This window comes from Micromonospora sp. NPDC005194, assembly GCF_040608335.1.
Taxonomy (GTDB): Bacteria; Actinomycetota; Actinomycetes; order Mycobacteriales; family Micromonosporaceae; genus Micromonospora.
Window position 1 is genome coordinate 25,336 of the sequence record NZ_JBEXIA010000010.1, and the last position, 17,384, is coordinate 42,719.

At 70.7% G+C, this 17,384-nt stretch carries 16 protein-coding genes; 11 read left to right on the forward strand and 5 right to left on the reverse strand.

Going from position 1 to position 17,384, the window contains the following annotated elements; all coding sequences use genetic code 11:
• The first annotated feature begins 47 nt into the window (after positions 1-47).
• From nuoH to ABZU53_RS10940, 8 genes are all read left to right on the forward strand, one after another.
• Positions 48-1,400, forward strand: a complete 1,353-nt coding sequence (nuoH, locus tag ABZU53_RS10905; RefSeq protein ID WP_355065347.1) for an NADH-quinone oxidoreductase subunit NuoH — start codon at positions 48-50, stop codon at positions 1,398-1,400.
• A 1-nt stretch (position 1,401) separates the two neighbouring features.
• Positions 1,402-2,043, forward strand: a complete 642-nt coding sequence (nuoI, locus tag ABZU53_RS10910) for an NADH-quinone oxidoreductase subunit NuoI (RefSeq protein WP_354862052.1) — start codon at positions 1,402-1,404, stop codon at positions 2,041-2,043.
• On the forward strand, positions 2,040-2,810 hold the full coding sequence (locus ABZU53_RS10915; RefSeq protein ID WP_355065349.1) for an NADH-quinone oxidoreductase subunit J: 771 nt from the start codon (positions 2,040-2,042) through the stop codon (positions 2,808-2,810). Before nuoI ends, ABZU53_RS10915 begins: the two co-directional genes overlap by 4 nt.
• Entirely contained in the window at positions 2,807-3,106 is a 300-nt protein-coding gene (gene nuoK / locus ABZU53_RS10920) for an NADH-quinone oxidoreductase subunit NuoK (RefSeq protein ID WP_007454601.1), read from the forward strand. The genes ABZU53_RS10915 and nuoK overlap by 4 nt, the downstream gene beginning before the upstream one ends.
• 11 nt (positions 3,107-3,117) lie before the next feature.
• Positions 3,118-5,043, forward strand: coding sequence for an NADH-quinone oxidoreductase subunit L (gene nuoL, locus ABZU53_RS10925; protein ID WP_355065351.1), 1,926 nt, complete (start codon positions 3,118-3,120; stop codon positions 5,041-5,043).
• Between the two features lie 64 nt (positions 5,044-5,107).
• Positions 5,108-6,643, forward strand: coding sequence for an NADH-quinone oxidoreductase subunit M (locus ABZU53_RS10930; protein WP_355065352.1), 1,536 nt, complete (start codon positions 5,108-5,110; stop codon positions 6,641-6,643).
• Between the two features lie 52 nt (positions 6,644-6,695).
• Positions 6,696-8,249, forward strand: coding sequence for an NADH-quinone oxidoreductase subunit NuoN (gene nuoN / locus ABZU53_RS10935; RefSeq protein ID WP_355065353.1), 1,554 nt, complete (start codon positions 6,696-6,698; stop codon positions 8,247-8,249).
• A 90-nt stretch (positions 8,250-8,339) separates the two neighbouring features.
• A complete protein-coding gene (locus ABZU53_RS10940; RefSeq protein ID WP_354862043.1) occupies positions 8,340-9,425 on the forward strand; it encodes a polyprenyl synthetase family protein in 1,086 nt (361 codons plus the stop codon).
• Between the two features lie 92 nt (positions 9,426-9,517).
• Here the strand turns inward: ABZU53_RS10940 and ABZU53_RS10945 are convergent, their stop codons facing one another.
• Positions 9,518-10,714, reverse strand: coding sequence for an MFS transporter (locus tag ABZU53_RS10945; RefSeq protein ID WP_355065355.1), 1,197 nt, complete (start codon positions 10,712-10,714; stop codon positions 9,518-9,520).
• 154 nt (positions 10,715-10,868) lie between these two features.
• Here ABZU53_RS10945 and ABZU53_RS10950 point away from each other — a divergent pair, with 154 nt between their 5' ends.
• The gene (locus tag ABZU53_RS10950) at positions 10,869-11,651 is read left to right on the forward strand and encodes an IclR family transcriptional regulator C-terminal domain-containing protein (RefSeq protein WP_354860437.1); all 783 of its coding nucleotides are present in this window, start codon (positions 10,869-10,871) and stop codon (positions 11,649-11,651) included.
• Between the two features lie 110 nt (positions 11,652-11,761).
• Here the strand turns inward: ABZU53_RS10950 and ABZU53_RS10955 are convergent, their stop codons facing one another.
• On the reverse strand, positions 11,762-13,888 hold the full coding sequence (locus ABZU53_RS10955) for a PhoX family phosphatase (RefSeq protein ID WP_355065357.1): 2,127 nt from the start codon (positions 13,886-13,888) through the stop codon (positions 11,762-11,764).
• Positions 13,889-14,125: 237 nt separating this feature from the next.
• On the opposite strand from ABZU53_RS10955, the gene ABZU53_RS10960 reads away from it, so the two are divergent.
• Both ABZU53_RS10960 and ABZU53_RS10965 read left to right on the forward strand, forming a co-directional pair.
• Positions 14,126-14,620: a sigma-70 family RNA polymerase sigma factor gene (locus tag ABZU53_RS10960; RefSeq protein ID WP_234584867.1), complete on the forward strand. Its 495-nt coding sequence runs from the start codon at positions 14,126-14,128 to the stop codon at positions 14,618-14,620.
• Entirely contained in the window at positions 14,617-15,336 is a 720-nt protein-coding gene (locus ABZU53_RS10965) for a zf-HC2 domain-containing protein (RefSeq protein WP_354860435.1), read from the forward strand. The genes ABZU53_RS10960 and ABZU53_RS10965 overlap by 4 nt, the downstream gene beginning before the upstream one ends.
• Positions 15,337-15,378: 42 nt before the next feature.
• On the opposite strand, the gene rarD is transcribed toward ABZU53_RS10965, so the two are convergent.
• From rarD to ABZU53_RS10980, 3 genes are all read right to left on the reverse strand, one after another.
• Positions 15,379-16,305: an EamA family transporter RarD gene (gene rarD, locus ABZU53_RS10970; protein WP_355065359.1), complete on the reverse strand. Its 927-nt coding sequence runs from the start codon at positions 16,303-16,305 to the stop codon at positions 15,379-15,381.
• Positions 16,302-16,799, reverse strand: coding sequence for a GNAT family N-acetyltransferase (locus ABZU53_RS10975; RefSeq protein WP_355065361.1), 498 nt, complete (start codon positions 16,797-16,799; stop codon positions 16,302-16,304). Before ABZU53_RS10975 ends, rarD begins: the two co-directional genes overlap by 4 nt.
• A gap of 119 nt (positions 16,800-16,918) precedes the next feature.
• Positions 16,919-17,305: a phage holin family protein gene (locus ABZU53_RS10980; RefSeq protein WP_234584566.1), complete on the reverse strand. Its 387-nt coding sequence runs from the start codon at positions 17,303-17,305 to the stop codon at positions 16,919-16,921.
• Between the last annotated feature and the right edge of the window lie 79 nt (positions 17,306-17,384).

Here is a 17,384-nt window from a genome sequence, read left to right on the forward strand (position 1 = left end):
CGAGCGCAGCGAGTGAGCCCCGCAGTCGCGAACGAAAGGTGGGCACAGTGACTCCGTCACTCCTGGCCCAGGACCCGACGCTGGCCGACTTCGGTCGGGATCCGTGGTGGCTGGTCCTTGGCAAGATCGTCTTCGCGTTCGCCTTCGGCCTGCTGGCCACCCTGCTCGGTGTCTGGTTCGAGCGGCGCGTGGTGGGCTACATGCAGGTGCGGCCCGGCCCCAACCAGGTCGGCCCGTTCGGCCTGCTGCAGACCCTCGCCGACGGCCTCAAGATGGCCTTCAAGGAGGACATCCTGCCGAAGGCGGCCGACAAGGTCGTCTACTTCTTCGCCCCGACGATCTCGGTGATCTGCGCGGTCACCGCGCTGTCGGTGGTGCCGTTCGGCCCGATGGTGAGCATCGCCGGGCACCACACGCCGTTGCAGGTCACCGACGTGCCGGTGGCGGTGCTGCTGCTGCTGGCCTGCTCCTCGATGGGCGTCTACGGCATCGTGCTGGGCGGGTGGGCCTCCGGCTCGACGTACCCGCTGCTCGGCGGCCTGCGGTCGAGCGCCCAGATGATCTCCTACGAGGTCGCCATGGGGCTCTCCATCGTGGCCGTCTTCATGACCGCCGGCACGATGAGCACCAGCGGGATCGTCGCCGCGCAGGGCGACGCCACCCGGCTGACCCTCTTCGGCACCGAGATCCCGGCCCCGGGCTGGTACGCGATCCTGCTGCTGCCCAGCTTCGTCATCTTCTTCATCGCCACCGTCGGCGAGACCAACCGGGCGCCGTTCGACCTGCCCGAGGCCGAGTCCGAGCTGGTCGCCGGCTTCATGACGGAGTACAGCTCGCTGAAGTTCGCGCTCTTCATGCTCAGCGAGTACGTCGCGATGGTGACCATGTCCGCGGTCACCACCACGCTGTTCCTCGGCGGCTGGCGGGCGCCGTGGCCGATCACGCTCTGGGAGGGCGCCAACTCCGGTTGGTGGCCGATGCTCTGGTTCTTCGGCAAGGTGATCGCGCTGGTCTTCGTCTTCGTGTGGCTGCGTGGCACGCTGCCCCGGCTGCGCTACGACCAGTTCATGCGCTTCGGCTGGAAGGTGCTGCTGCCGATCAACCTGGTCTGGATCCTGGTCCTGTCGGGCCTGCGCTCCATCGAGGACTGGGACTCGCGCGGCAAGCTGATCGCGGTCGGCATCCCGGCCGGCGTGCTGTTGCTCGCCACCCTGTTCTGGCCGAGTCGTCGCCCGCAGCCCAAGCCGACCGCGCAGGAGCAGGTGGACAGCCGGCCGTACGGGAGCTTCCCGCTGCCACCGATGGATCTACAGGTACCACCGAGCCCGCGTATCACGCGCGTGGTCGCCGAGCGGGAGCCGGCCAACATCGTCGCCGGCTCGGACTCCAGGGAGGTGTGACGTGGGCGCGATCACCGGAACGTTCAAGGGATTCGGTGTCACCTTCTCGCACATGTTCAGGAAGGTCGTCACGACCGACTATCCGTTCAAGCCGCCGGTGTCGGCGCCGCGCTACCACGGGCGGCACATCCTCAACCGGCATCCGGATGGCCTGGAGAAGTGCATCGGCTGCGAGCTGTGCGCCTGGGCCTGCCCGGCGGACGCGATCTACGTCGAGGGCGGCGACAACACCGACGAGCAGCGCTTCTCGCCCGGTGAGCGGTACGCCAGCACCTACCAGATCAACTACGCGCGGTGCATCTTCTGCGGGCTCTGCATCGAGGCCTGCCCGACCCGTTCGCTCACCATGAGCAACGAGTACGAGCTGGCCCGGGACAACCGGCAGGACCTGATCTTCACGAAGGAGCAGCTGCTCGCTCCGCTGCTCGAGGGCATGGAGCAGCCGCCGCACCCGATGCGCCTGGGTGACAGCGAGAAGGACTACTACGTCGGCGCGCTGGACAACCCGGGCACGTCCGCCGGTGCCGAGACGTCCCCCATGAGCCCCGGCCGCTACCAGGTCGAGGAGCACCCCGGCGTGACGTTCCCGGGCGCCGAGCAGGCCGCCCAGCGCGCGGCGGCCGGCAAGGGAGAGGGAGCATGACCACGTCTACGGTGCTGGCCGCGGCGGGCGGGGTGTCCGGCGGCGAGGAGGTCACCTTCTGGATCCTCGCGCCGCTCGCGCTCATCGGCGCGATCGGGATGGTGGCGGCCCGCAACGCGGTGCACTCGGCGCTCTGGCTGGTGCTCACGATGCTCTGCCTGGGCGTGTTCTACGTACTCCAGGCCGGGCCGTTCATCGGCATGGTGCAGATCATCGTCTACACCGGCGCGATCATGATGCTCTTCCTGTTCGTGCTGATGCTGGTCGGCCGGGACGCCTCCGACTCGTTGATCGAGACGCTGCGCGGTCAGCGCGTCGCCGCGATCCTGCTGGGGCTCGGCTTCGCCGGCCTGGTCGGCACCGCCGTCTACAACGCCATGGACAAGACCACGGCGGTCGGCCTGGACCAGGCCAACGCCGAAGGCAACGTGCAGGGCATCGCCCGGCTGCTGTTCACCAAGTACGTCTTCGCGTTCGAGCTGACCTCGGCGCTGCTGATCACCGCGGCGGTCGGCGCGATGGTGCTCGCGCACGTCGAGCGGCGTAAGCAGGACAAGGTCGACCAGCCGTCGACGATGCGGGCGCGCTTCGCGCCGGGCAACTACCCCGGCCCCAAGCCGGGCCCCGGCGTCTTCGCCACCTCCTCCTCGGTGGCCACCCCGGCGCGGCTGCCGGACGGGCGGCTCACCGAGCGGAGCACGCCGGCCATCCTGCCGGTCCGCGAGCTGACCGCGCAGGAGACCACGCTGAAGGGGACCGACCAGTGACGCCCAATCATTACCTCGTGCTGGCGGCGGTGCTGTTCACCATCGGCGCGTCCGGGGTGCTCATCCGGCGCAACGCGATCGTGCTGTTCATGTGTGTCGAGCTGATGCTCAACGCGGCCAACCTGACGCTGGTCACCTTCAGCCGGATCAACGGTGACCTCAACGGCCAGATCATGGCGTTCTTCGTGATGGTGGTGGCCGCGGCCGAGGTCGTCGTCGGCCTCGCGATCATCATGTCCATCTTCCGGACCCGGCGCTCGGCGAGTGTCGACGACGCCAACCTGCTCAAGTACTAAGGGGCAAGCGAGTGGAAGAGACTGTGCAGTACGCAGAGGCCACGGGCTTGCTCGGCAGCGTCTGGCTGCTGGTGGCGATCCCGCTGGTCAGCGCGGCCATCCTGCTGCTGCTCGGCCGGCGGGCCGACCGCTGGGGGCACTGGTTGGGCGTCGCGGCCATCGGCGCCGCGTTCGTGCTCGGGCTGGCGTCCTTCTTCCAGCTGCGCGGCCTGGAGAACAAGTCGGCCGAGCTGAGCCTCTGGGACTTCATCGCGGTCGGTGATCTGCGGGTCGACTTCGGCCTGCTGTTCGACCCGCTGGCCGCGGTCTTCGTCCTGCTGATCACCGGCGTCGGGTTCCTGATCCACCTGTACGCCGTCGAGTACATGGCGCACGACGCGGGTCGCCGCCGGTTCTTCGCGTACTTCAACCTGTTCGTCGCGGCCATGCTGCTGCTGGTGCTCGGCAACAACTACGTGATGCTGTACTTCGGCTGGGAGGGCGTCGGTCTGGCGTCGTACCTGCTGATCTCCTTCTGGTACGGGCGGCCGAGCGCCGCCACGGCCGGCAAGAAGGCGTTCCTGATGAACCGGGTCGGCGACACCGGCCTCGCCATCGGCATCTTCATCATGTTCGCGACCCTGGGCACCACCCAGTACGACGAGGTGTTCAACGGTGTCGGCGCGTTGACCGGCACCACAGTGCTGGTGCTCGGCCTGCTGCTGCTGCTCGGTGCGGCCGGCAAGTCCGGCCAGTTCCCGCTCCAGGCGTGGCTGCCGGACGCGATGGAGGGCCCCACCCCGGTGTCGGCGCTCATCCACGCCGCCACCATGGTCACGGCGGGCGTCTACCTGATCGCCCGGTCCAACCCGATCTTCTCCGCCAACTCGACGCTCCAGCTCGTGGTGGTCAGCGTCGGCGCGCTCACCCTGCTGATGGGCTGCGTCATCGGCGCGGCGAAGGACGACATCAAGCGGGTGCTGGCCTGGTCGACGGTCAGCCAGATCGGCTACATGTTCCTCGGCGTCGGCCTGGGCGGTGGCGCGTACGCGCTGGCCATCGTGCACCTGCTGGCGCACGGCTTCTTCAAGGCCAACATGTTCCTGGGCGCCGGCTCGGTCATGCACGGGATGAAGGACCAGGTGGACATCCGCCGCTTCGGTGGGCTGTCGACGTACATGAAGGTCACCTGGTTGACGTTCATGATGGGCTGGCTCGCCATCATCGGCATGTTCCCGTTCTCCGGCTTCTTCTCGAAGGAGCCGATCATCGTGGCCGCCTTCGAGCGGGAGGACTGGACCGCCTGGCTCTTCGGCGGGGCGGCGCTGCTCGGCGCCGGACTGACCGCGTTCTACATGACCCGGCTGTTCGTGCTCACCTTCCACGGCCCGAAGCGGTGGACCGAGGACATCGAGCACCCGCACGAGTCGCCGAGGCTGATGACCATCCCGCTGATCCTGCTGGCGGTCGGCTCGGTCGGCGCCGGTTTCCTGCTCTCCACGTCCGTTCCGGACTGGCTGACGGCGACCGCCGGGCTGGGCGGCGAGCACGCGGAGCACGAGGCGGTCCTCGCGCACGGCGTGATCACCGCGCTCTCGCTGGTGGTGACGGTGCTCGGCGCCGGGCTGGCCTGGTTCCTGTTCCGGGCCGGTACGGCCACCGCGCCGCAGCCGGCCGGGGTGCTGGTCACCGCCGCCCGGCGCAACCTCTACACCGACGCGGTCAACGAGGCGGTCTTCGAGAAGCCGGGCATCTTCCTCACCCGGGCGCTGGTCTTCCTCGACAACCGGGGCATCGACGGGTTGGTCAACGGTCTCGCCGCCGGCGTCGGCGGCGGTTCGGGCCGGCTCCGGCGGCTGCAGACCGGTTTCGTCCGCTCGTACGCCACCTCGATCCTGGCCGGTGCGCTGCTGGTGATGGCCGCGTTCCTGGCGGTGCAGGCGGGGTGGTTGGCGTGATCGACCTGAATACGCCCGCCCCCGCCGGCGGACCACGCATCCACGACGGAGGTAAGGCCGCATAATGTCCAACTTCCCGTTCCTCTCGGTGCTCACCGTGGCGCCGCTGGTGGGCGCCCTGGTGGTGGCCTTCCTGCCGCGCCACCGGCCGGAGCTGGCCAAGCAGGTGGCGTTCGTCTGGTCGCTGCTGGTGCTGGTGCTCTCGGTGGTGATGTGGGTCAGCTTCAACGCGGGCGGTGACCGCTTCCAGTTCCGGGAGTCGTACTCCTGGATCCCGAACTGGGGCGTCCGCTTCACCTTCGCCGCCGACGGCATCGCGCTGGTGATGCTCATGCTGATCGCGGTGCTGGTGCCGCTGGTGATCCTGGCCTCCTGGCACGACGCGGAGTCCTCCAAGCGGTCCATCCCGGTCTACTTCGCGCTGCTGCTGATCCTCGAGAGCACGATGATCGGCGTCTTCGCCGCCGCCGACGTCTTCCTGTTCTACGTGTTCTTCGAGGTCATGCTGGTGCCGATGTACTTCCTGATCGGCAGCTACGGCGGCCACCAGCGGCAGTACGCGGCGGTGAAGTTCTTCCTCTACTCGCTGGTCGGCGGTCTGTTCATGCTGGCCGCGGTGATCGGCCTCTGGGTGGTCGGCGGGAAGACCTTCGACTGGCAGGCGCTGTCGCAGGTGGACATCAGCACCGGCACCGAGCGGTGGCTGTTCCTCGGCTTCTTCCTCGCGTTCGCCATCAAGGCCCCGTTCTTCCCGTTCCACACCTGGCTGCCGGACGCCGGTGGCGCCGCCCCGGCGGGCGCCGCCGCGTTGCTGGTCGGTGTGCTGGACAAGGTCGGCACGTTCGGGATCCTGCGCTACTGCCTGCCGCTGTTCCCGGAGGCGTCGAAGTGGTTCGCGCCGTGGGCGCTGGCGCTGGGCGTCATCGGCATCATCTACGCGGCGCTGCTGGCGGTCGGCCAGAACGACCTCAAGCGGCTCGTGTCGTACACGTCGATCGCGCACTTCGGGTTCATCGGGGTGGGTATCTTCGCCTTCACCACGCAGGCCGGTACGGGCGCGGTGCTCTACATGCTCAACCACGGTCTGGCCACCGGCCTGCTGTTCCTGGTGGTCGGCATGCTGATCTCCCGGCGTGGCTCGTCGTTGATCAGTGACTTCGGCGGCGCCGGCAACCTGGTCCCGGTGCTCGCCGGTGTGCTGTTCTTCGCCGGTCTCGCCTCGCTCGCGCTGCCCGGCACCGCGCCGTTCATCTCCGAGTTCCTGGTGCTGATCGGCACGTTCACGGTGAACAAGCCGGTGGCGGTCATCGCCACGGTCGGCATCATCCTGGCGGCGGCGTACGTGCTGTGGATGGTGCAGCGCACCACGCAGGGCACGCTCAATCCGGCGCTGACCGAGGTCGACGGGATGCGCCGGGACCTCAACCTGCGCGAGAAGGTCGTGGTCGCCCCGCTGGTCGCGCTGATCGTCCTGCTCGGCTTCTATCCCAAGCCGGTCACCGATGTGATCAACCCGGCCGTCCAGGCGACCATGGACGACATCGGCAGAACCGACCCGGCCCCGACCGTGGGCGGCACCGTCCAGGAGGCAGGCCGGTGAGCGCGAGGAGTGAGCTTGCGAGCCCCGCAGTCGCGAACGAAAGGCCGGCACTGTGACCGAGTTGAAATTGCCGTCGCTCGACTACGCGGCACTCGCCCCGATCATGATCATGCTGGGCACCGCGTTGCTCGGTGTGCTGGTCGAGGCGTTCGTGCCGCGCCGCTCGCGGCACGTGGTGCAGCTGACGTTGGCGCTGCTGGCCGTCCTCGCCGCGCTGACCATGGTGGTCCTCAACGCCGACGACCGGCTCGTCACGGCCGGTCAGTCCATCGCGGTGGACGGGCCGACGCTCTTCCTCCAGGGCGCCATCCTGGTGCTGGCCGCGATGGCGCTGCTGCTGATCGGTGACCGTTCCGTCGAGCGGGGCGGCGCGTTCGTCGCCCAGGCCGCGGTGACCGCCGAGTCCGCCGACGACCGCAAGCAGGCCGAGGGGCGCAACGGGCTCACCGAGGTGTACCCGCTCGTCACGTTCGCGATCGGCGGCATGCTGATCTTCGTGGCGGCGAACGACCTGCTGACCATGTTCATCGCGCTGGAGGTCTTCTCCCTGCCGCTCTACCTGCTCTGCGCGCTGGCCCGCCGCCGGCGTCTGCTGAGCCAGGAGGCGGCGATGAAGTACTTCCTGCTCGGCGCGTACGCCTCGGCGTTCTTCCTGTTCGGGGTGGCCCTGATCTACGGCTTCACCGCCGGTGTTCCCGGCCGGTCGGCCGGGGTCGACTTCGCCACCGTCAACGCGGCGGTGAGCGAGTCGCCGGCCAGCCCGGTGCTGCTCTTCGCCGGCATGGCGCTGCTCGCCATCGGTCTGCTCTTCAAGGCCGCGGCGGCCCCGTTCCACGTGTGGACGCCGGACGTCTACCAGGGTGCGCCGACCCCGGTCACCGGCTTCATGGCCGCCTGCACCAAGGTCGCGGCGTTCGGCGCGCTGCTGCGCGTCTTCCACGTCGCGTTCGAGGGCGGGGGTTGGGACTTCACGCCGGTGCTCGGTGCGGTGGCGGTGCTGACCATGCTGGTCGGCGCGGTGCTCGCGGTCACCCAGACCGACATCAAGCGGCTGCTCGCGTACTCCTCGATCGCCAACGCCGGCTACCTGCTGGTCGGTGTGCTGGCGCCCTCCAAGGTCGGTCTCACCGGCACGATGTTCTACCTGGTCGCGTACGGCTTCTCGGTGCTGGCCGCGTTCGCGGTGGTGACCCTGGTGCGTGACGCCGACGGGGAGGCCACCCACCTGTCCCGCTGGGCCGGGCTGGGGCAGCGCTCGCCGTTCTACGCCGGGCTGTTCACGTTCATCCTGCTGGCGTTCGCCGGTATCCCGCTGACCAGCGGCTTCACCAGCAAGTTCGCGGTCTTCGGGCCGGCGTGGGAGAGCGGGCACGTGTGGCTGGTGGTGGCCGGCGTGCTGACCAGCATGGTGCTGGCGTTCCCGTACCTGCGGGTCGTGGTGATGATGTGGCTGTCCGAGCCGGGCGAGTCCACGCCGACGGTCACCGTGCCGGGCGGCCTCACGTCCGCCGCGCTCATGGTCGGCGTGCTGGCCACCCTCGCGCTGGGTGTCGCCCCTGGTCCACTGCTCGACCTGGCTACCGGAGCCGCAGAATTCGTGCGGTGAGACGTACCTCGGACACCGGGGGCCGGCGCGCGACAGCGTGCCGGCCCCCGCTGCGTATCCCCGACCCGGAGCAGGTCGAACGGGTGTGGCATGGTTGATGGTGTGGTGATTCCGGCTGGCGAGCGTTCAGGTGCCACCGGTTCCGGCGGTCGCCGGGGTCGGGCGAGCACGAGTCAGTTCGGCGCGCTCGGCCTCCATCTTGCCGATCCCCGCGTCGAGGCGTCCGTGCTGGGGCTGCTGGACGCGGTCGAGGTCGAGCTGCGGGCCAGTGTGGCCAGCGCCGACCCGTTCGTCACCGAGGCGGCCCGGCACCTCCTGGAGGCCGGCGGAAAGCGGTTCCGGCCGCTGCTGGTGGCGCTCGGCGCTCAGTTCGGCGATCCGTCGGGCGCGCAGGTGGTCCCGGCGGCCGTGGTGATGGAGCTCACCCACCTGGCCACCCTCTACCACGACGACGTGATGGACGAGGCCGCCGTGCGGCGGGGCGCACCGAGCGCCAACTCGCGTTGGACCAACTCGGTCGCCATCCTGGTCGGCGACTACCTCTTCGCCCGCGCCGCGGACATCGCGGCCGATCTGGGCCCCGAGGCCGTCAGGTTGCAGGCGCGTACCTTCGCCCGCCTGGTGCACGGTCAGATCGCAGAGACGGTGGGTCCGCGCGCCGGGGAGGACCCGGTCGCGCACTACCTGAGCGTGATCGCCGAGAAGACCGGATCGCTGATCGCCACGTCGGTCCGGTTCGGCGGCATGTTCGGCGGCGCCCCGGCCGAGCAGGTCGAGGCCCTCGCCGGCTACGGCGAGACGATCGGCGTCGCGTTCCAGCTCACCGACGACCTGCTGGACATCGCTTCCGAGTCGGTGCAGTCGGGCAAGACGCCCGGTACGGACCTGCGCGAGGGTGTCCCGACGCTGCCGGTGCTCTACGCCCGTGCGGCCGACGACTCCGACGCCGCGTCGGTGCGGCTACGGGAGATCCTGGCGACCGGCCCGTTGACCGACGACGCGCTGCACGCCGAGGCCCTGGGGCTGCTCCGGGAGAGCCCGGCGCTCAAGCGCGCCCGGGAGACCGTACGCAGCTACGCCGAGGACGCCCGCGCGCGCCTGGCCCCGCTCCCCGCGAGCGCGTCACGCCAGGCGCTGGAATCGCTCTGCGACTACATCGCCGACCGCACCAGCTAACCCCCCACCCCCACCCCCACCCCCGGCCGTCACTCGGTTGATCATGAAGTTATTGCCCCGACACGCCGTCTGATCGGGCAATAACTTCATGATCACGCGGGGTTGGGGCGGGCTGCGGTCAGGAGGCGGCTGCCCGCCAGCATGAGGGCGGCGGCGAGCAGCATCGCCACCGCCGCCGTGGCCCACATGGCCGGGTAGCCGAAGTGGGCGGCGAGCGGGCCGAGGCTCAACGGGCCGAGGCAGCCGCCCGCGTACACCCCGGTCTGCGTGATCGAAGTGGCGGCGGCCGGGGCCTGCGGGTGCAGCCGGACCACCGCGAAGTTCATGAGGCCGGGCCACGCCCAGCCCAGGCCGAAGCCGAGCACCACGCCGGCCACCAACGGCACCGGGCCGGCCACCGCGAGCAGACCGAGCCCGGTCGCCCCGACCACCAGCATCGCGGCGATGAGCGCGACGTGACCGCTGGCCCGGCGGTCGGCCAGTCCGCCGGCGCCCACCCGGGCGGCCACGCAGACCGCGCTGCCCAGGGTCAGGGTGAGGCCGGCGAGGCCCGGCGAGAGACCCCGGGCGGCGGCCGAGTCCACCAGGAAGGTGCCCAGCGCGTTGGCCGCGCCCGCCGCCAACGTCGCCGCCGCGCCGAGCACCACCAGCGCCGTCGTGGCCCGGCCCGCGCGCGTCGCGTCGGCCCGTCGGTCCCGGCCGGGCAGCTGCCGGGGTACGGCCGGCAGCGTCGTCAGCGCCGCGACGGCCGCGGCCACGAACGCCCAGCGCCACCCGGCGGTGAGCGCGATGGTGGGCACCGCCGCGCCGGCCAGCAGGGTGGAGACCGGAATGGCCGCCTGCTTGACACCGAACGACAGCCCCTGCCGGTTCGGGGGCACGTGCTGGGCCAGTGCGGCGTTGCTGGCCAGTTGACCGAGGGCGTTGGCGGCGGCGCTGAGCGCCAGCAGGGCGAGCAGCACCTCGTACGAGCGGGCGACCGCCGCCACGGCCAGCATCGACCCGGAGGCCAGCACGATGCCGCAGCGGGCCACCACGGCCGGCCCGTACCGCTCGACGAGCCGGCCGGAGGGCACCGAGGCCAGCGCGCTCACGCCGAAGTAGACGGACACGGCCAGGCCCAGCCCGGCCGGGGAGAACCCGAGGTCCGCTCCCATCTGCACGGCGAGGCCGCCGAGGAGGAAGACGGGCAGTACGCAGGCCACAGTGGTGGCGACGGCACCGGCACTGGCCCGGATCGGGCGGGTCCGGGCGCGGTCTTCAGCGGGGGTGAGGGCGGTGTTGGTCATCGTCCGGCAAACCTACGCGAGTCAGACTCGGACCACTCCCGGTGACCAGTGGCCTACGAGGAGTGGATGGTGATCTGGCATCCTCGACCCGAACAGGCATTTCGCACCCGGCCTGTTTTTCATATGGTGTAAGTCCCCGGCGGCGGAGGTGGTTGTGCGCGACCCCTTGGCAGAACCCTCGGACCTGATCCGCAGCGTGTCCCGAGCACTGCGGGTGCTCGAGTCGGTCGGTCGCGCTCCGAAGGGCCTGACCGTCAAGCAGATCGCCCGACGGTGCGAGCTGACCGTGGCCACCACCTACCACCTGGTCCGCACGCTCGCGTACGAGGGCTACGTGATCCGTCGGGAGGACGGCACGTACATCGTGGGGCTGGAGGTGGCCGACCGTTACCGCGAGCTGGTGACCGCGTTCCGGGGCCCGCCGGTGGTCGGTGAGACGTTGCGCCGGGCCGCCGTGGACACCGGCTACAGCCACTACCTGGGCCGCTTCGTCGGCGGTCAGGTCGCCATCACGGCGGTGGCCGAGGGGCACCGCTCGCCCTACCTGGAAGACCTGGTCCCCGGCTTCGACGAGGGGGCGCACGCGACCGCCCTCGGCAAGTCCCTGCTCGCCACCCTCACCACCGAGCAGCGTTTCCGTTACCTGCGCGAGTACGGCATGCGCTCGTTCACCACCGCGACGCTGACCACCACCGAGGCGTTCGAGGCCGACCTGGCCGCCGGCGACCGGCGCGGGATGCAGCTGGAGCTGGGGCAGTTCCGCCAGGGTGTGGCCTGCGCGGCGGTGCTCGTCACGCCGGACAAGGACATGGAACGTCGGGTCGTGCTGGCCTGCGCCCTGCCGGCGAGCGAGATGATGACCTCCGCTCGGGTCGTCCGGGCCAAGCTGCTCACCGTCGCCCGCACGGTCGCCGACGGCATCGCCGCCGACCACTGACCCGCCGGATGCCGAGAGGCCCTCTCCCGGGCTGGGAGAGGGCCTCTCGGGGCGGTCCAGCGCCGAACCGCCGGAGCAACGTCAGCGGCCTGCCGGCCGCGGGAGCACCGTCAGCTGCCCACCGGGCCGCCGTCGAGGCGCCAGGTGACCACCACGCCCGGCTTGGCGTAGTCGCCGTCCGGCCAGTTAGAGGCCGGGTTCTCCACCGACGCGCCGGTGATCTCACCCGGGTGCTGCACGGCGACGAAGACCGAGCGGTTGTCGCCGGTGATGAACGGGCCGCAGGTCTCCGCGCCGAGCGGCACGGTGAGGAACTGCTTGAGGTGACCCTTCTCGGGACCCTCGACGGCGGTGGCGAAGAGGCCGTCGTTGCTGCCCAGCGCGTTGCCGTCGGTGGAGATCCACAGGTTGCCGGTGGCGTCGAAGGCGACGTTGTCCGGGCACGAGATCGGGGAGACCTTGGTCTTGTCGTACCCGGCAAAGAAGGTCGACGGGTCGGTCGGGTCGCCGCAGACGATCGGCAGCGACCAGGCGAAGGTCTCCGAGGTGTTGTCGTTGCGGTCCTCGACCAGCTCCAGGATCTGCCCGTGCTTGTTGGCGTTGCGCGGGTTGGCCTCGTCGGCCGCCGCCTTGCCGGCCTTGCCCCGGTCGGTGTTGTTGGTCAGCGCCACGTAGACCTTGCCGGTGAGCAGGCTCGGCTCGACGTCCTCGGGGCGGTCCATCTTGGTCGCGCCGACCTTGTCGCCGGCGAGCCGGGTGAAGGTCAGCACGTCCGCGGCGGTCATCCCGTCGACGAACGAGCGGTTGCCGCTGACCAGCTTGATCCAGCGACCCCGGCCGTTGAACGCGCCGTCGGCGGGGAGGTTGCCCGAACCGTCGATCTCGCCCGCGCTGGTCTGGTCGAGCTGCGCGACGTAGAGCGTGCCGGACTCCAGCAGCGTGAGGTTGTGCTTGCGGGCCGCCCAGGAGTTGCCCTTCAGGAACTTCTTCTCCGAGACGAACTTGTAGAGGTAGTCGAACCGCTCGTCGTCGCCCATGTACGCGACCACGTGCCCGTCCTTGGCGACGATGACGTTCGCGCCCTCGTGCTTGAAGCGGCCCATGGCGGTGTGCTTGCGCGGGCGGCTCTCCGGGTCGAACGGGTCGATCTCGACGACCCAGCCGAACCGGTGCGCCTCGTTGGGGTGCTTGGCCAGGTCGAAGCGCTCGTCGGCGCGCTCCCACTTACGGCTGCCGCTGGGGTAGCGGGACGCGGTGGTGATGCCGTAGCGGTCCAGCTTCGGCTTGAGGTCGGCCGGAGCGGCGTCCGCGCCGACGAAGTACTGGTTGAAGTTCTCCTCGCCGGAGAGCACCGTCCCCCACGGCGTCACGCCACCGGAGCAGTTGTTGAGCGTGCCGACGACCGTACGGCCCTTGGGGTCGGCCGCGGTCTTCAGCCAGGCCGAGCCGGCGGCCGGGCCGGTCAGGTCGAACTTGGTGCTGAGCGCGGTGACCCGCCGGTTGTACGGCCGGCGGCCGTTGTCCACGGGCTTCCACTGCCCGGTGCCGGCGACCCGCTCCAACTCCACCACGGACATACCGTGCGCGGCCATCGCCGTGCGCAGCTGCTCCACGGAGAGCCCGTCCAGGCCGGGGAAGCCGGGGAACATCAGGTCCTCGTTGGTGTACTCGTGGTTGACCACGAGCAGCGCCCGCCTGCCCTGCTTGTCCAGCGGCAGCACCCCGACGAAGTCGTTGTTGTAGCCGAACTGCTTCGACTGGGCGGCGGCGGTCTGGTGGTGCAGATCGAACGCCGGCGCGCCCGGCAGCACCGGGTCGCCCCACTTGATCACCACGGCGTTGTCGTAGCCGTTCGGCACGACCAGGGTGTCCAGCTTGTTCGGCGGGATCGGCTTGAAGGTCAGCCCGCCGCTGCCGACGCCCGTGGCGGGGCGGCCGAAGCCGAAGCCCTCCGGCACGTCCGGGGTGGCGGGGGCCGCGGCGGCGGGGGCCGCGCCGATCAGCGCGCCGGCCGCCGCGCCACCGAAGCCGAGGACCAGGGCGCCGACCGCGCCGGCCCGGACGACGCCGCGCCGGGAGACCTCCGCGTTCACCACGTCGCCGAAGTACGCGTTGTCCGACGTGTTCGGGACGGGGTGGTCACAGGCGTTGCCGCAGCGGTACAGACAGGTCATGGCGTCACGGGTGCCATGACGGTTACCGGTCAACAGGGGGAGCAGCCGGGGACGGTCGCTCATTTCAGTGGCCTCCAGGAAAGTCGGTGGCACGACAGGCGGCGTACCAGCCGGACGCTAGGAGGACGTGGTGAGCGGTCGTCGGCCGCAATGTGAACCGGGCGTGAACACCTGCGTGGGGACCAGCGGTCTGACCTCGGGCTGAACCGTTCGGCGTGACCGCACGTATTCCCGAGCGGACACACCGCCGGACGCGCGCCCGGAAGTGAGGAGACCGCCATCAGCGACCATGACGCCCAACTGCTGCGGGCGCTGCACGACGAGCACGCGGAGGCGCTGTACGCACACGCCCTGCGGCTGGTCAACGGCGATCGGCAGCGGGCCGAGGACCTGGTGCAGGAGACGCTGCTGCGGGCCTGGCGGCACCCCGAGTCCCTCGACCCGCGACGCGGCTCCGTACGCGCCTGGCTGTTCACCACCGCCCGTAACCTGGCCATCGACGCCTGGCGGCGACGGTCCACCCGGGTCGGTGAGGTGTTCACCGACGAGCTGCCCGAGCCGCCCGAGGTGGTCGACGAGGCAGAGCGTGCGGTGGAGGCGTGGACCGTCGCCGAGGCGTTGAACCGGCTCAGCCCCACCCACCGCGAAGTGCTTGTCGAATGCTTCTACCAGGGGCGGTCGGTGGCCGAGGCGGCGTCGAGGCTGGGCGTGCCGCCGGGCACGGTGAAGTCGCGCACCCACTACGCCCTGCGCTCACTACGGTTGGTCCTGGCCGAGATGGGGGTGACGGGATGACTCGGTGCGAGTTCGCGCACGACGACGGCGCGTACGTGCTGGGTGCCCTGGCCCCCGCCGAGCGGGCGGCCTACGAGCGGCACCTCGCCGGCTGCGCCTCCTGCCGGGACGCGGTCGCCGAGATCGCCGTCCTGCCCGGACTGCTCGGTCGCCTCGACCCGGCGGGCCTGGAGCAGTTCCTGCCGCCGCCGTCCCCGCCCCGGGTGCCCGCGCTGCTCGAGGAGGCCCGGAGCCGCCGGCGCCGCGAGCGCGCCGCGACCCGTCGGCGGTACGCCCTCACCACGCTGGCCGCCGCCGCGCTCGCCCTCGTGGTGGGTGTCGGCACGGCCGCGGTGCTGCCCCGACCGGTCGCCCCGCCGGTCACCCCGGGGGCACAGGGCACCCGCCCCGCCCCGCAGGTGTCGATGGTCGCCATGCGGCCGGTGGCCACCGCCGGGCCGGTGCACGCCGAGATCGGGTTGGCCGGCAGCAAGTGGGGCACCGAGGTGACCATGCACTGCGGGTACGACGCGCGGACGAGCTACGGCAAGGCGTACCCGTTCCGGCTGGTGGCGCACGGCCCGAACGGCAGCAGCGAGCAGATCGGCTCCTGGCTGGCGGCCCCCGGCGACGACCTCAGCTTCACCGGCGTCACCCGCTTCACCGACGCCGAGCTGGTCAGCGTGGAACTTCAACGATCCGACGGCACCCCCCTGCTGACGTACGCGGTCCCCTAACCCGCGCGCCCCATCGCGGGGGCACGGCCAGGGCGGGGTGGGTCAGGGGGTTGGGACGGGGCTCGGGAGACGAGGGGTGCTGCGGGACTGGCGGGCCTGACGGGCCTGGCGAATAGCGTCGGCGGTGAAGACCACCAGGGCGAGCCAGACCAGTGCGAAGCCGGCGAGGCGGGCCGGCGGCATCGGCTCGTGGAAGATCAGCACGCCGCAGGCGAGCTGGAGGATCGGCGCCAGGTACTGGATCATGCCGAGGCCGGTCAGTGGCAGCCGGTTGGCGGCCCCGGCGAAGAGCAGCAGCGGGATCGCGGTGGCCGCGCCGGCCAGCACCAGCAGCGCGGTGTGCCCGGCCGAGACGTGCCCGAAGGTCAACCCGCCATGCCGGTTCAGCCAGGCGAGATAGCCCAGCGCGGGCAGCGCCAGCACCGCCGACTCGACGAAGAGCCCCTCGGCGGCGGGCAACCCGAGCTGCTTCTTGATCAGGCCGTAGCCGGCGAAGCTGAACGCCAGGCTCAGGGCCAGCCAGGGCAGCCGGCCGTAGTCGACGGCGAGCACCGCGACGGCCGACGCGCCGATGCCCAGCGCCACCCACTGCGCCGGGCGGAGTCGTTCCCGCAGCACCGTCACCCCGAGCAGCACCACCACGAGGGGGTTGATGAAGTAGCCGAGCGCGGTCTCCACCACCCGGTTGGAGCTGACTCCGTAGATGTAGATGCCCCAGTTGATGGCGATCAGCGCGGACGCGGCGACGATCCCGGCGACCGTCCGGCGGCGGCGTAGCAGCGCCCGCAGGAAGCCGATGTTGCGCAGCGCGCCGAGCAGCAGGGCCACGAAGAGCACCGACCAGACGATCCGGTGGGCCAGGATCTCCAGCGGGCCGGTGGGCCGCAGCAGCTTGAAGTAGAGCGGAAAGAAACCCCAGAGCAGGTACGCACCGATGCCGTAGAGGTATCCCAGGCGGAGTGGCGTCACGCCTCCACCGTAAGGGGTGAACCTCCGCTTTGTTCCTTTCCGGTGATCGGAGTCACCGGTGGCCGCCGGTCGAGCTGCATCCACCGCTCCGGAACGTCCAACGGGGTGAAGCCGACCCGCGCGTACACCTCGTGCGCGTCGTTGGTGGCCAGCAGGATCCGGCGTACGCCCAGCTCGGCCAGGTGGTCGCGGACCGCGCCGGCCAGCCAACCACCCAGCCCGAGGCCCCGAAAGGCCCGGTCGACGTACAAATCGCAGAGCCAGGCGAAGGTGGCGCCGTCGGTGACCACCCGGGCCACCGCCACCTGGCGGCCGTCCCCGGGCCGGTAGACGCCGAACGGCAGTGACCCAGCGAACGCCCGCACGACCGTCTCCCGGTCACGCCCCAGCGCCCAGTACGCGTCGGTGGACAGCCAGTGGTGTATCCGGTCCAGGTCGAGCCGGGCGGGATCGGTGCTGATCAGGTGGCCGTCGGCGCGGGTTAGCGAGAACACGCCTGCGAGGCTAGCCAACCCGACCGGCTCGCAGACCCGCCAATTCCCGAACTCTGGTCGCCGCACCGCCCGGCCCATCGGGAGCCGGGCGGTGCGGGTCGGTGGTGGTCGGTCGCCGGTCAGTCCCGGTCGAGAACGGCGCCGAGGATCCAGGTCACGATGCTCACGAACAGGGCGCCGAGCACGGCGGCCGGCCAGAAGCCGTCCACCGAGAACGGCAGCCCGGCCTGGTCGGCGATCCAGCTGGTGAGCAGGAACAGCAGCCCGTTCACCACAAGCGCGATGAGACCCAGGGTGAGCAGGTAGAAGCCGCAGCCGACGGTCTTGATGACCGGCTGGAGCACCGCGTTGACGACACCGAAGATCACCGCCACCAGGATCAGCGTGGTGACCGTCTCCACCGCCGAGGTCGACTCCAGGTCGATGCCCGGAATGAGCAGTGTGGCCAACCAGAAGGCCAGCGCCGTGGTGGCCAGCCGAATCAGCAACCCTTTCAGAAAACCCATGGCCGGGATCGTGCCACGGACCACTCACCGGCGTAACCCACCAGTTGACCATCCAGGACGACGCGGCCCAGGGCGGGCC